Source organism: Vannielia litorea, assembly GCF_019801175.1.
In the GTDB taxonomy this organism is placed as follows: Bacteria; Pseudomonadota; Alphaproteobacteria; order Rhodobacterales; family Rhodobacteraceae; genus Vannielia; species Vannielia litorea_B.
In genome coordinates, this window is sequence record NZ_JAHVJR010000001.1 from 1,245,937 (window position 1) to 1,258,776 (window position 12,840).

The 12,840-nt window shown below is 61.8% G+C and carries 15 protein-coding genes; 10 read left to right on the forward strand and 5 right to left on the reverse strand.

Features of this window, described 5'->3' with window-relative positions; genetic code table 11:
* Nucleotide 1: 1 nt before the first annotated feature.
* From KUV38_RS06150 to KUV38_RS06160, 3 genes are read right to left on the reverse strand one after another with little or no spacing between them, the layout of a single operon-like run.
* Nucleotides 2–802, reverse strand: coding sequence for a quinoprotein dehydrogenase-associated SoxYZ-like carrier (locus KUV38_RS06150; RefSeq protein WP_315898599.1), 801 nt, complete (start codon nt 800–802; stop codon nt 2–4).
* Entirely contained in the window at nt 802–1,767 is a 966-nt protein-coding gene (locus KUV38_RS06155) for a YncE family protein (protein ID WP_222469206.1), read from the reverse strand. The genes KUV38_RS06150 and KUV38_RS06155 overlap by 1 nt, the downstream gene beginning before the upstream one ends.
* Nucleotides 1,733–2,260: an SRPBCC family protein gene (locus KUV38_RS06160; protein WP_222470982.1), complete on the reverse strand. Its 528-nt coding sequence runs from the start codon at nt 2,258–2,260 to the stop codon at nt 1,733–1,735. The genes KUV38_RS06155 and KUV38_RS06160 overlap by 35 nt, the downstream gene beginning before the upstream one ends.
* 301 nt (nt 2,261–2,561) lie before the next feature.
* Between KUV38_RS06160 and KUV38_RS06165 the strand changes: the two genes are divergently transcribed.
* From KUV38_RS06165 to KUV38_RS06210, 10 genes are all read left to right on the forward strand, one after another.
* Complete coding sequence (locus tag KUV38_RS06165; RefSeq protein WP_410001036.1) at nt 2,562–3,716, forward strand: ABC transporter substrate-binding protein; 1,155 nt, start codon at nt 2,562–2,564, stop codon at nt 3,714–3,716.
* A 2-nt stretch (nt 3,717–3,718) separates the two neighbouring features.
* Nucleotides 3,719–4,687: a YVTN family beta-propeller repeat protein gene (locus KUV38_RS06170; protein WP_222470984.1), complete on the forward strand. Its 969-nt coding sequence runs from the start codon at nt 3,719–3,721 to the stop codon at nt 4,685–4,687.
* Between the two features lie 11 nt (nt 4,688–4,698).
* Nucleotides 4,699–5,139 (forward strand): hypothetical protein, encoded by a 441-nt coding sequence (locus KUV38_RS06175; RefSeq protein ID WP_222469207.1) that lies wholly within the window; start codon nt 4,699–4,701, stop codon nt 5,137–5,139.
* A 14-nt stretch (nt 5,140–5,153) separates the two neighbouring features.
* Nucleotides 5,154–5,420: a PepSY domain-containing protein gene (locus KUV38_RS06180; RefSeq protein ID WP_222469208.1), complete on the forward strand. Its 267-nt coding sequence runs from the start codon at nt 5,154–5,156 to the stop codon at nt 5,418–5,420.
* A gap of 63 nt (nt 5,421–5,483) precedes the next feature.
* Nucleotides 5,484–6,458 carry an ABC transporter substrate-binding protein gene (locus tag KUV38_RS06185; protein WP_222469209.1) on the forward strand — a complete coding sequence of 325 codons (975 nt, stop codon included), beginning with the start codon at nt 5,484–5,486 and terminating at the stop codon, nt 6,456–6,458.
* A gap of 4 nt (nt 6,459–6,462) precedes the next feature.
* Nucleotides 6,463–7,209: an ABC transporter permease gene (locus tag KUV38_RS06190; RefSeq protein WP_222469210.1), complete on the forward strand. Its 747-nt coding sequence runs from the start codon at nt 6,463–6,465 to the stop codon at nt 7,207–7,209.
* Complete coding sequence (locus tag KUV38_RS06195; protein ID WP_222469211.1) at nt 7,206–7,832, forward strand: ABC transporter ATP-binding protein; 627 nt, start codon at nt 7,206–7,208, stop codon at nt 7,830–7,832. The genes KUV38_RS06190 and KUV38_RS06195 overlap by 4 nt, the downstream gene beginning before the upstream one ends.
* Before the next feature lie 19 nt (nt 7,833–7,851).
* Nucleotides 7,852–8,589: an ABC transporter ATP-binding protein gene (locus KUV38_RS06200; RefSeq protein WP_222469212.1), complete on the forward strand. Its 738-nt coding sequence runs from the start codon at nt 7,852–7,854 to the stop codon at nt 8,587–8,589.
* On the forward strand, nt 8,586–9,380 hold the full coding sequence (locus KUV38_RS06205; RefSeq protein ID WP_222469213.1) for an ABC transporter permease: 795 nt from the start codon (nt 8,586–8,588) through the stop codon (nt 9,378–9,380). The genes KUV38_RS06200 and KUV38_RS06205 overlap by 4 nt, the downstream gene beginning before the upstream one ends.
* Nucleotides 9,381–9,654: 274 nt before the next feature.
* Complete coding sequence (locus KUV38_RS06210; RefSeq protein ID WP_222469214.1) at nt 9,655–10,410, forward strand: helix-turn-helix transcriptional regulator; 756 nt, start codon at nt 9,655–9,657, stop codon at nt 10,408–10,410.
* 399 nt (nt 10,411–10,809) lie between these two features.
* Here KUV38_RS06210 and tsf read toward each other — a convergent pair whose 3' ends face one another.
* Together tsf and rpsB are read right to left on the reverse strand one after the other, a co-directional pair.
* Nucleotides 10,810–11,691, reverse strand: a complete 882-nt coding sequence (gene tsf / locus KUV38_RS06215) for a translation elongation factor Ts (RefSeq protein WP_222469215.1) — start codon at nt 11,689–11,691, stop codon at nt 10,810–10,812.
* Nucleotides 11,692–11,805: 114 nt separating this feature from the next.
* Nucleotides 11,806–12,621, reverse strand: coding sequence for a 30S ribosomal protein S2 (gene rpsB, locus KUV38_RS06220; RefSeq protein ID WP_222469216.1), 816 nt, complete (start codon nt 12,619–12,621; stop codon nt 11,806–11,808).
* Nucleotides 12,622–12,840: the final 219 nt, after the last annotated feature.

Consider the following 12,840-nt stretch of genomic DNA (forward strand, 5'->3'; position numbering starts at 1 on the left):
CCTACCAATCGGCGAGGCTGCGCTCGGCGCGGGTGGTAGTGCCATCCGTATCCGTCATCGTCACACCAACGTGGCCAACGGTGCGTGGAACGGAGAGAGAGACGCTGGGGTTTTCAGAGAGTGAAATAGACCCGGTGATGTCGACGTATCCGGCGCCATCCAACTCTACATCGAGGCTTTCGACATAGCGCATCGGAATGAAGAGCAGCGAGATCTGATCCATCTGCATGCCCGAATGGCTGGGGTGGCTCACCTCGATATCCACCTGTTTTTGGCCATGCGCCAGCGCGCCCAGCCGATCGAGTGGTGAGGCGCCGCCGGATACGCCGATCTCCATATCGCCGAGAGTAAGCAGGGCCTCTTCCGGGTCGGTCCCCGGAGGCGCTGCGCAGGCACCTTGTCCCGACGTCTTGACGAAGCGCTCCACCATCCAGAGCTGCCCATCGGTGGTTTCGGCGACCATGTGCAAAGGCGTGGGACCGTTAACGCGAAACGTGGCCTCGAAATTGAAGCGGGGCAGGGGGCTCTTAAAGGTGAACACAGCAGACACTGGCATCGGGTTTTCATCGAGGATCACAGTGAGAGAAGCCAGCATCTGCCCTTCCGGCGCGGCAACTTGGGCCGCGATCCGGGTGCGAGCATCGTCGTACGTGCGATAGGGCGCGTCGATGGCAATGATGTTCTCGCCGGCGTTCAGGGTGCGCCCCTCGTAGAGCGCGGCCTCAAGGTCCGGCCAGGCGGGTTCCACGGCGAGAGCAGGGCTGGCAAACGCGAGGAGCGCGGCGGTGAGCAGGGCTTTCATCATTCCTCCATCACGAAGCGGCCAAAGGCGCGCGGGCCGTCGCCTGTCGGGATTTCGGCCAGGGTTTCGAGGCTTTGCGCGTCGATCACGGTGAGCGTGTTAGAGAACCAACCAGCCACCACGACCTGCGTGCCACCTGCAGCCACGTCGATCCCTTCAGGGTATTCACCCACGTCAAGGGTGGCGACGGGGGCGAGGCTGCCCAAGTCTAGCACGGAAACCGTGTCGGCATACTGGTTGGTCACAAACGCGCGGCCTTGGGCGAAGGCGATGCCATATGGACGCTCGCCCACTGGCAAAGTTGTAATGACCTTGGCTTGGGCCGGATCGATGACGGTGACATCGTTGCTGCCCACGTTCCCAACCCAAAGGCGGCCCTGTGGATCGAACCCCAGCCCATAGGGCCGGATGCCTGTAGGTAGGGTCGCGTGTTGGTTCAGAGACACCGCATCGAACAATGCCACTTCATCAGCATCGCGGACCGCAGCAGCGAACCAGCGGCCATCTGGAGACACCTCAAGCCCGGCCGGGGCCGCGCCGGTTGCGAGTTCATCAATGGGGGCGAGTGTTGCTGCGTCCAGCACCCAGACACGGGCATTAAACCAGTCTGAAACGAAGATTCGATCTCGGGCCGGATCGAGGGCTATTCCTGTGGGCCCGCCGTCCAAGAAAACTTCGGCCTCCAGACTGCCATCCACAGAAAACCTGCGCACAGCTTTGGCCTCGGGGGCCACGACCCAGACCATACCGCTTGCGGCCACTACGCCTGCGGGCTGGCCCGGCACCACAAAGCGGCCCCGTTCCGACCGGGTCTCGAGGTCGATGATCGAGACATCGGAGGAGGATTGGTTGGTGACGAAAGCCAAATCCCCCGCCGCGGCCGGTAGGGGATACAGGACCACGGCGAGGGCTAGGAGGATCCCGATGCGCCTAGTTGGTGCCACCAAAACGGTCGGCCAGCGCATCGAGCCCTGCCTGGTACACTCCGGTGACTGCAGCGATGGCTGCCTCGTCGTTCAGGTGCTCGGGTGGGTCATTGTTGGGGTAGCCTCGGTAGAAGGCCCCGCGCCATTCAATCAGCGAGCCGCCGTTTGCACCGGGCTTCACGGTGAGATGCGAAGAGTAGTTGGTGACCGGCAGTGTCTCCACCGCAACCTCGGTGATACGGTAGGAATAGGTCATCTTCTCCGCATCATACTTATAGAGGATCTCGTCGATCGTCGGGCCGCCTTCCTCTCCGAGCGTCAGCAGGCGGGTTGCGTCGATCTCGTTGCCGCCCTCTCCTTGCGTGGAGTGCACCGCCGGGTGCCATGACATGTCCTGAAAGTTGCCGATGATTTCCCACACTTCTGCGGGCGGTGCCGCGACCTCGGTGGTCAGCGTCACCTTCTGACGGGTCGGTCCGTGAGCTGCGGCAGGAATGGCTGCGAGTGCCGGAACGGTGAGTGCAGCCAAAATGAGTGCGCGGCGGGTGCGGTTTGGCACGAGTATGGTCCTCCCTTGAGCCCTGTACCTGCGCGTTTTTCCGCCGCCCCGCTCCTCCGGGACATGGGGCAAAAAATGCCGGGATATCAATGACCCAGCCTGCACAATCGGCACAATCTTCGGAAGAATGCTAAGGTGTATGCCATAGTGCGCAATTGCGCCAAAGGTATCGGTTTGGCGAGGGCCGAGCCTATGGCAGGCTGTTCTGAAGCGCCGCAACTGACGGTGCAGGGAGGACAATTTGCGCTACTTTGCCACTATGCTGGCTGCCGGCATGTGCGCGCTCGGGTTCGCCGCGCCTGCGGGAGCCGTCGAGATGCGCTCCGCCGTTTTCCGGATAGACTATCCACGCCTTGCTCCGATTTCACGGTTCGATGAAGTGCCCGAGGATCTTGGTTTTGCCGGTGCCGTGCTGGCGACCGAAGACAACATGACGACCGGCGCCTTTCTGGGCCACAGCTACGAGATTGAAACGGTATCTGTTCCGCCCGAGGGGGCGGATGTGGCCTTCAAGGCTCTGCTGGAGGCAGGGCATGAAACCATAGTGGTGCTGGCCGAAAGCGAAGACCTTTTGAGGCTGGCAGATATGGCAGGGCCGGAGGTGCTGATCCTGAACGCCGCAGCCGTGGGCACCTCGCTCAGGGATGCCGACTGCCGTGCCAACACGCTGCACATCGCGCCAAGCGATGCCATGAAGGCCGATGCCGTCGCGCAGTTCGCCGTGTGGAAGAAATGGCCTGAATGGTTGCTGATCCACGGCTCCAACCCGGCTGACCTCGCGCTGGCGGAGGCTTATCGCAGGTCAGCTGCGAAGTTCGGCGCCAAGATCGTTGAGGAGCGGGTGTTCGAGGATACTGGTGGCGCACGGCGCACAGACTCCGGCCATGTGCTGGTTCAGCGGCAGGTGCCCATCGCCACGCAGGGCGCGGAAGACCATGACATCGTGATCGCCGCCGATGCCTCGGACTATTTCGCGCCCTATCTGCCCTTCCATCTGTGGACGCCCGCACCCGTCATGGGGTCCGGCGGTTTGCGTCCGGTCACGTTCCACGGCGGCCAGGAGGCTTGGGGCGCGACGCAGTTTCAGACCCGGTTTGACGAACTGGCGGGTCGCTATGTGCGGGAAGAAGATTACAACACCTGGCTTGCGCTGCGCATCATTGGGGAGGCGGTGACGCGGGCCAACACAGGCGAGGTCGCGGCCCTGCGGGATTACCTGCTCAGCGAAGAGTTTGAAGTGGCCGCCTTCAAGGGCGTGCCGGTCACGTTCCGTTCGTGGAACGGTCAGTTGCGCCAGCCGATCCTGCTCTTCGACGGGCGGATCACAGCCAGTGCTTCACCGCAGGAGGGCTTTCTGCATCAGGTCTCGCCGCTCGACACGCTCGGGCTGGACCAGCCCGAAAGCGCCTGCACTGCATTTGGAGGATGACTATGAGAGGATTGGGCTTGGCCGCATTGCTGGCCACAACCGCGCTGCCCGCCACGGCGGAAAAGGTATTTGTGTCCAACGAGCGCGGCAACACGGTGACGGTGCTGGATGCATCAAGCTGGGAGGTGCTGGAGGAGTTCGCCGCCGGTAACCGCCCGCGCGGGATCACCATGAGCCCCGATGGCAAGCTGCTCTATGTGTGTGCCAGCGACGATGACCTTGTGCGCGTATTCGACACCGAAACCTACGAAGAGGTTCACACGCTGCCTTCGGGTCCGGACCCGGAGCTCTTTGTGCTGCACCCTTCGGGCAACCCGCTCTACATCGCCAATGAAGACGATAACCTCGTGACGGTGGTCGACACCGAGAGCCACACCGTGCTGGCCGAGGTGCCAGTGGGGGTTGAGCCGGAAGGCATGGGCATTTCGGCCGACAGCAAATGGGTGGTCAATACGTCCGAGACCACCAACATGGCCCATTTCATCGACACCTCCGACTACACCATCAAGCACAACATCCTTGTCGACCAGCGCCCGCGCTACGCCGAGTTCACCGCTGATGGCAAATGGCTCTTCGTGACCTCGGAGATTGGCGGAACGGTCAGCGTGATCGACATGACGGGCGATGCGCCGAACCTGACGCAGAAGATCGGCTTCGAGGTGTCGGGCGTGCAACCGGAATGGCTGCAACCCGTGGGGGCAAAGGCCACCGAAGATGGCAATTGGCTATTCGTCGCACTAGGCCCGGCCAACCGCGTCGCGGTAATCAATATCAATACGATGGAGGTGGAGAAGTACATTCTGGTCGGCCAACGTGTGTGGCAACTCGCCTTCACGTCCGATGAGAAATTCTTGGTCACGACAAACGGCAACTCCAATGATGTGACGATCATCGATGTGGAGGCTCAGGAGGCGATCCGGTCGGTGCAGGTGGGGCAGCAGCCCTGGGGCGCTGTGGTGACGCCGGAATGATGGGAGGAAAGATGAAACACTTGGCAATGGCATTTGCCGCAGTCATGGCTGCCCCGGCCGCTGCCGCACCGCTCTGTGACGACCTCGGCTTTGCCGGTCTGCTCGCAAGTTGCAACCGGGGGGAGCCGATTGAGCTCACACTGGCCTCCGGACAGCCGCTTTCGGCGGAGCCGGTGATCGCATTGCAATCGGGTGCCTATTACAAGCTGATGATAACGGCCGATGGCTCTGCCGAACTGGCGATCAACGGGCCGGACTTCTTCAGGGCGATCTGGATGAACGAGATCGTCATCAACCAAATCGAGATCCGGCCGATGGCGGTCGAGAGCCTCGAATTCGACGCAGCGGGAACGGCCGAAATCTCCTTTGTGGCGATCAAGCCGGGCAGCCACGTGCTGCGCATCCCCGGAAGCACCGGGGAAACGCAGATGGTCACATTCAACATCCAATAGGGAGGAACCTCAGGATGAAACGCACGATTGCTACCCTCGCCGCAACCCTGATGCTGGGCGGTGCCGCCTTTGCCGAGAGCCACGGCGACGGGCCAGATGCCGAGACGGTCGAGAAGATCATGATGAAGCTCACCGAGATGAAGTGCCAGATGGCCGAAGACGACATCGAGATGGAAGACGATGGCGGCTACGAGCTGGATGACGTGATCTGCGAGGGCGGTCAGCAGTATGATATCACGCTCGACGCGGAGTTGAACGAAACCGGGCGGCGCGCCGAATAGGCCGCCAACGAGCCCTCTGCTTCCAGAATGCGGGGCAGGGGGCTACACTCTGGGAGGACTGACATGAAAAGCCTGAGAACACTTGCACTGGCAGGGGCCGCGGCCCTTGTGTCGGCGGCAGGCGCGATTGCGCAGGATCTGCCGCAAATCCGCTTTGCCACGCTGAAGATCGGCACGGTGAACTGGGAGCTTGAGACGATCAAGGCCAACGGCTTCGACAAGGCCCACGGCTTTGAGCTGGTCATGCAGCCCTATGCCGACAACGGCGCCACCCGCGTCGCGCTTGAAGGCGGCGAGGCCGATGTGGCCGTGGCTGACTGGATCTGGGTCGCCCGCCAAAGGGCCGCCGGAAAAGACTATGTGGTGATCCCTTACTCCAAGGCCGTAGGTGGCCTCGTGGTGCCCGAGGGCTCCGAAGTGCAGAGCCTGCAAGACCTGAAGGGCAAGAAGGTCGGCATCGCCGGCGGCCCGCTCGACAAGAGCTGGCTGATCTTGCGAGCCTATGCCGAGCAGGAATACGGAATGGACCTGAAGGCCGAGACCGAGCAGGTTTTCGGCGCGCCGCCGTTGATCTTCAAGAGTGGGCTGTCGGGTGAAACCGACGGGGCGATCAACTTCTGGCACTTCCTCGCCAAGATGAAAGCCGCCGGGATGCGTGAGGTGATCTCGGTCGAGCAGGCCAGCAGCGCGCTGGGGCTGGATCCGGAAACCCCGCTCCTCGGCTATGTGATGAAGGAGAGCTTCCTTGCCGACAATCCCGATCTCGGCCACGCCCTCTATCGCGCCAGCCGCGATGCAAAGGCGCTGCTCGCGGAGGATGATGCTGCTTGGGAGGCGGTCCGGCCGATGATGAATGCGCAGAACGATGCGCAGTTCGAGACCCTCAAGGCCGACTTCCGTGCTGGCATCCCCGGTGATGCGCCGGTGTCGGAAGAGGGGGCGGATGCGCTCCTCAAGGTCATGGCCCGGCTTGGTGGTGCTGATCTTGTCGGTGACGCAACGGAGCTGCCCAAGGGGCTGTTCCTGACCTCCGAGTGACTGTGTGAGAGGGGTCGGCACGCCTGCACTTTCGCTCCTTGGGCTGATAAGCCTCTGGATCGTTGCGGCGGCGCTGTCTGCCGACCCCACCGTACTCCCCCAACCCTGGGCGCTGATCGGCCCATTCTGGGATGAACTCCGATCTGGCGAGCTGCTCTATCACCTAGGCCACACGCTCCTGCGGGTGATCTGGGCATTCCTGCTGGCCATGACACTCGGATGCCTGCTCGGGTTGGTGATGGGCCGCTCGGAACGGGTCAACCAATGGCTTGACCCGTGGCTTGTGGTCTTCCTGAACCTGCCGGCGCTCGTTCTGATCGTACTCTGCTACCTCTGGATCGGCCTCACAGAAGCCGCCGCCATTGCAGCGGTGACCCTGAACAAGGTGCCAAATGTGACCACGGTCATTCGAGAGGGCGCACGGGCACTCTCGCCGGACCTTGACGCCCTTGCTGGCGTCTACCGGATGCCGCTCATGGATCGGATGCGTCACGTGGTGCTGCCGCAACTCGCGCCCTTCATGGCCGCCGCCGCCCGCTCCGGGATCGCAGTGATCTGGAAGATTGTGCTCGTGGTCGAGTTCCTGGGGCGCTCCAGCGGCGTGGGATTTCAGATCCACCTCTATTTCCAACTCTTCGACGTGGGGATGGTGCTGGTCTATGCCTTCTCCTTCATCGCGGTCATGCTCGCGGTCGAATGGCTGATCTTGCAGCCTTGGGAGCGCCGTGTGCGGCGGTGGCGGCTGGCATGATCAAGGTCGATATCCGGGAGAAGAGCTTCGCCGGCACCACAGTGCTCGGGCGCATCCAGTTCACGCTAGGGCAGGGGGAGCGGTTGGCCGTGCTCGGTCCCTCCGGTGTGGGCAAAAGCACCCTGCTACGGATTGTGGCTGGCATCGACCGCAAGTTCTGTGGAGATGTTGACCGGCCCGCACGAATGGGCGTGGTCTTCCAAGAGCCCACGTTGCTCCCTTGGCGAACCGCCTTGCAGAACCTCACGCTGATCCATCGCGGGCTGAACGAGCAGGCCGCAACCGAGGCCTTGCGGCGGGTCGGCATCGCAGACAAAGCGGCGCTCTTTCCGGCGCAGCTGTCCCTCGGTCAGCAACGGCGCCTATCCTTGGCACGAGCGTTCGCCGGCGCGCCAGAATTTCTGGTGATGGACGAGCCTTTCGTGTCGCTGGACCCTGAGATGGCTGAGGAGATGATGCGCCTGACCGAGACGCTTATTGCCGAGACCCGGCCAGCGCTGATGCTTGTCACGCACGCCCGGCCAGAAGCAGAGCGCCTGACCGAACGGATCGTTCATTTGAGCGGTCGCCCGGCAGTTTTGCACCCCGAGACCAAGGATCACCTTCGATGCGTAACCAACTGAGAAAGAGGCGCAATCAAGCGTGACCCCGGCACTGTCACTCGATGAGGTTTCCTTTCACTACGGCCCCAAAAAGGCGCTGGACCGGGTGAGCTTTTCACTCCCGAGAGGAAGGTTCTGCGCGCTTTTGGGGCCGAACGGGGCCGGCAAGAGCACGTTGTTCTCGCTCCTGACCCGCTTGCTCGTGACCCGCGACGGCAAAATCCGGGTGGCTGGCCATGACATGGCACGCGAGCCCCGCGCAGCGCTGGCCAAGATCGGCGTCGTCTTCCAACAGCCAACGCTTGACCTCGACATGACGGTGGCCCGCAACATGGCCTATTTCGCGGCGCTGCACGGCATCTCCGGCCGGTCGGCACGGGCAAGGATCGACGCAGCATTGGACAGGCTCGAAATGCGCGAGCGGGCGGGCGAGAAGGTTCGGAGCCTGAATGGCGGCCACCGCAGGCGGATGGAGATCGCCCGGGCGCTGGTTCACGGGCCGGAACTGCTGCTTCTCGATGAGCCGACAGTCGGGCTGGACACGTCATCAAGGTTGGCAATTACCGAGCACGTTCATAGCCTTGCAGGTCAAGGCTTAAGCGTGCTCTGGTGCACTCATCTGGTCGATGAGATCGCACCGCAGGATCATGTTGTTGTGCTGCATAAAGGCCAAGTCCTGGCGCATGAGCGTGCCTCGGTCATCGCCGGAGCTGGCACACTCCAAGCGGCTTTCATGGCCATGACCGCGCAGGAAGCACCCGTGGGGCAGGGGGCGTGAACGCCTATCTGACCGCTCTGCTGGCCATTGTCCGCCGGGAAGCATCGCGTTTCGTAAGCCAGCGAAGCCGGTTTTTCTCAGCCCTTGTGCGGCCCTTGGTTTGGTTGGTGATCTTCGCGGCGGGTTTTCGGGCTGCGCTTGGCGTCTCGATCATTCCGCCATACGAGACCTATATCACCTACGAGGTTTACATCCTCCCAGGACTCTGCGGAATGATCCAGCTTTTCAATGGGATGCAGAGCTCATTGAGCTTGGTCTACGATCAGGAAATGGGCTCGATGCGGCTCTTGTTGACTTCGCCAATGCCTCGCTGGTGGCTGCTGTTCTGCAAGTTGCTCGCTGGTGTGGCGGTATCGATCCTGCAAGTCTACGCCTTCCTCGGCATCGCGTCGCTCTACGGCATCCAACTGCCGTGGGAAGGGTATTTGCTCGTCTTTCCGGCGCTGATCGTTTCAGGCCTCATGCTGGGGGCCCTGGGGCTGCTCATCAGCTCGACGGTGAAGCAGCTTGAAAACTTCGCTGGGGTGATGAACTTCGTCATCTTCCCGATGTTCTTCCTGAGCTCAGCACTGTATCCGCTTTGGAAGATGGCCGAGAGTTCGGAGCTGCTGCGCGACATATGCGCGTGGAATCCGTTCACCCATGCGGTCGAACTGATCCGGTTTTCGCTCTACGTCACACCGAACCTCTGGGCCCTCGCTGTGGTAGCAGGGTGCTTTCTGTTGTTCTTCGGTACTGCCTTGGTCGGCTACGATCCCGCGCGGGGATTGCAACGCAGATCGAGAGGGTAGCGTAAGTTACGCCTTTGGTCGCATACTTAAATCCCATAATCGGTATTATGTAAATAATACTCATGAACGTTGGCATGTAAGGCGCTGTGCCAGAACAACTTTCCGCATAAGCCGACTCTGTGACAACTTTTTCACGAATTAACCACATCTCTACAAAATCGCACATATCTCCCGCCGGAAACTCGACATCTCGCGCGTTAGACCGTAGGTCAACCCGCGGGGATGACGAGGGATTTGGCGTGAGGCACTCACCCGCGCCAAGGTTAATGAGCCGATGCTGGATACAGTTGAAAAAATCGTGGCCTGCCGCGACGTTGAAGAGCTTTGGGTCAGTCTGCGGGATGTGTTGGCAGGCTACGGCTTCCCCCGTTTGATTTATGGCTACACCAGCCAGCGGTTTGGCCAGAACCTCGGTGATCGCGACGACATCACCATCCTGACGACGCTCGAGAAAGCGTACATGGATTCCTTCGTGAACGATGGCCTCTACTACCATGCGCCAATGGTGCGCTGGGGTGTCGATAACGTGGGTGCAAAGACATGGCGCTCGATCATGGAGCGCGCCGAGCAAGGCCTCATGGAGGCCGATGAGCTGCGGGTTCATGAGCTCAATCTTTCCTTCGGGCTCAACGCCGGCTTGACGCTGAGTTTTCCGCCTTCGAGCCATCGCACACGTGCGGGCCTCGGGCTCGTGCCCGAACGCGGTGTGAGCCAGGACGAGGTTGATGCGATCTGGGCACGGCACGGTCGTGAGATCTGGGCGCTGACCAACGTGGCTCACCTGAAGATCACCACCCTGCCCCGGCTGACCTCGCGTCGCCCGCTGACACCACGGCAGCGTGAGGCGCTCGAATGGGTCGGTGACGGCAAGACAACGGCCGACATCGCAATGATCATGGGGCTGACCCCATCAACGGTGGAGAAGCACCTCCGGCTGGCCCGTGAGTCTCTGGGCGTCGAAACAACGGCTCAAGCGGTTCTCAAGGCCAGCATGTTGAACCAGATCTACCAGATCGAGCCGAGCTTCTGACCCGTTTTGCGTTAACGGCCTTGGGCGCCGTGAAACTACCGTGAAAAGTTGAGCGAAGATCCGCCGAAGGAGTTCCCTTCCCCGACGGTAATTGGCATTTTCGGCGTGTTCCGTGAGTGGTGGCATTAGCCAAGGAACTCGCGGCTTGGGCGGCCTCACGATACTGGGGAGTTCGAGCTGCTCCGGGAAACCGGATCGTCGGCCTGGGGGATTATATTCATTCTCCAGGTCGACACCCCGAACGGGATCGCCTGTCCTCATCCCCAAAATGACGCGGCGCGATCGTTCGGTTCTTGTGGCGCGGCCCTTCCCAGGGGCCGCGCCACAAACCTTTCTGACACAACGAAAAAGGCCGCCGCACCGGAGTGCGACGGCCTGTCGAAACAAAAGAGGTCAGGCTCAGCCCTGAGCGGCTTTCGCGACTTCGGCTGCGAAGTCCTCTTCTTTCTTTTCGATGCCTTCACCCACTTCGAGGCGCACGAAGCCGACGATCTCGACACCCGCTTCTTTGGCAGCCTGTGCCACGGTCAGATCGGGGTTGATCACGAAGGCCTGGTTCAGCAGCGTGATCTCGGCAAGGAATTTTTTCATCCGGCCTTCGATCATCTTCTCGATGACCTGCTCCGGCTTGCCGCTCTCACGAGCGATATCCATCTGCACCTGGCGCTCTTTTTCCACGATTGCCGGGTCCAGCTCGCTCTCGTTCAGAGCTGCCGGGCGCGGGTCGGCGGCGGCGACGTGCATGGCCACCTGCTTGCCGAACTCTTCGTTCTCGCCGGATAGCGCGACCAGCACGCCGATCTTGCCCATGCCGGGCGCAGCCGCGTTGTGGACGTAAGACACAACCGAGGCACCTTCGACGGTCGCCATGCGGCGCAGGCCCATGTTCTCGCCGATGGTGGCGATCTTGTCGGTCAGCGTGTCGGCCACGGTCTTGCCGCCCATGTCGGCGTTCTTCAGCGCCTCAACGTCGGACACACCGAGCGCGGCTTTCGCGATGCCGGAAACCATGGTCTGGAATTCGGCGTTCTTGCCGACGAAGTCAGTCTCGGAGTTGACCTCGACAGCCACGCCCTTGCCGCCATCGACCTCAACAGCCACCAGACCTTCGGCGGCGGTGCGGTCAGATTTCTTGGCGGCCTTCGCAAGGCCCTTGGTGCGCAGCCAGTCAACGGCGGCTTCCATGTCGCCGTCGGTTTCGGTCAGCGCCTTCTTGGCGTCCATCATGCCCGCGCCCGTCTTGTCGCGCAGCTCTTTCACCAGTGCAGCGGTAATCGCCATGTCATGCTCCTTCGGGAGATCTTATTGCTAAACGTCCGGGCGGTTCTGCACCGCCCGTTTGTAAGTTTGATGACAGTGGGAGAGAGCCGTGTTGGCCCCCTGCCCTCTTGTCCCTCAGCTTTCGGCAGCGGCTTCTTCAGCCGGAGCCTCAGTGGGCGCCTCTTCGGCACTGGCTTCGGCGGCGAGCGCCTCTTCGACGGCAGCCTCTTCCAGAGCACCGATGTCAACGCCAGCAGCGCCCATCTGTGCGGTCATGCCGTCGAGCGCGGCACGGGCCACGAGGTCGCAATAGAGAGCGATGGCGCGGGCGGCGTCATCGTTGCCGGGGATGATGTAATCCACACCATCGGGCGAGCAGTTGGTGTCGACCACGGCCACAACCGGAATGCCCAGCTTCTTGGCTTCAGCGATGGCGAGGTCTTCCTTGTTCACGTCGATGACGAACAGCAGGTCGGGCAGGCCACCCATCTCGCGGATACCGCCAAGCGAGGCTTGCAGTTTGGCCTGCTCGCGCTCCATGCCAAGGCGCTCTTTCTTGGTGAGGCCCGCAAAACCGATGGAGGATTCTTCGTCGATGGCCTTCAGCCGCTGGATCGACTGGGAGACGGTCTTCCAGTTGGTCAGCGTGCCACCGAGCCAGCGGTGGTTCATGTAGTACTGCGCGCATTTCTCGGCGGCTTCGGCGATCGGGCGCTGAGCCTGACGCTTGGTGCCGACAAAGAGGATGCGGCCGTTCTTGGCCACGGTCTCACGCACGACGTTGAGCGCGGCGTCCAGCATGGGGACGGTCTGCGTCAGGTCGAGAATGTGAATGCCGTTGCGATCACCGTAGATGAACTCGCCCATGCGGGGGTTCCACCGCTGGGTCTGGTGACCGAAGTGAACGCCAGCTTCAAGCAGCTGACGCATGGAGAAATCAGGGAGCGCCATGTCCAAATCCTTTTCCGGTTTGCGCCTCGGCGGGATCATGAGGGCTGTTGCCCAACCGGCGGACCTTTGCGGGATGTCTCCCCGCAGGGCCCAAACCCCGCCTGTGAAGTGAGCGCGCGTTTAACGCGGGTGGCAGAAACTTGCAAGCCCCCTCCTCACTTCCTATCTGGATTAGGAGAAAGACCCGCCCTTGTGTTATTCTGGCGGCAGAATTTGACA

Excerpts from the sequence above, each read along its gene's own strand:
- KUV38_RS06180 (WP_222469208.1), top strand. The coding sequence starts at position 5,154 with ATGAAACGCACGATTGCTACCCTCGCCGCAACCCTGATGCTGGGCGGT.
- KUV38_RS06185 (WP_222469209.1), top strand. The coding sequence starts at position 5,484 with ATGAAAAGCCTGAGAACACTTGCACTGGCAGGGGCCGCGGCCCTTGTG.
- KUV38_RS06170 (WP_222470984.1), top strand. The coding sequence starts at position 3,719 with ATGAGAGGATTGGGCTTGGCCGCATTGCTGGCCACAACCGCGCTGCCC.
- rpsB (WP_222469216.1), bottom strand. The coding sequence starts at position 12,621 with ATGGCGCTCCCTGATTTCTCCATGCGTCAGCTGCTTGAAGCTGGCGTT.
- KUV38_RS06150 (WP_315898599.1), bottom strand. The coding sequence starts at position 802 with ATGAAAGCCCTGCTCACCGCCGCGCTCCTCGCGTTTGCCAGCCCTGCT.
- KUV38_RS06155 (WP_222469206.1), bottom strand. The coding sequence starts at position 1,767 with ATGCGCTGGCCGACCGTTTTGGTGGCACCAACTAGGCGCATCGGGATC.
- KUV38_RS06175 (WP_222469207.1), top strand. The coding sequence starts at position 4,699 with ATGAAACACTTGGCAATGGCATTTGCCGCAGTCATGGCTGCCCCGGCC.
- tsf (WP_222469215.1), bottom strand. The coding sequence starts at position 11,691 with ATGGCGATTACCGCTGCACTGGTGAAAGAGCTGCGCGACAAGACGGGC.
- KUV38_RS06165 (WP_410001036.1), top strand. The coding sequence starts at position 2,562 with ATGTGCGCGCTCGGGTTCGCCGCGCCTGCGGGAGCCGTCGAGATGCGC.
- KUV38_RS06210 (WP_222469214.1), top strand. The coding sequence starts at position 9,655 with ATGCTGGATACAGTTGAAAAAATCGTGGCCTGCCGCGACGTTGAAGAG.
- KUV38_RS06195 (WP_222469211.1), top strand. The coding sequence starts at position 7,206 with ATGATCAAGGTCGATATCCGGGAGAAGAGCTTCGCCGGCACCACAGTG.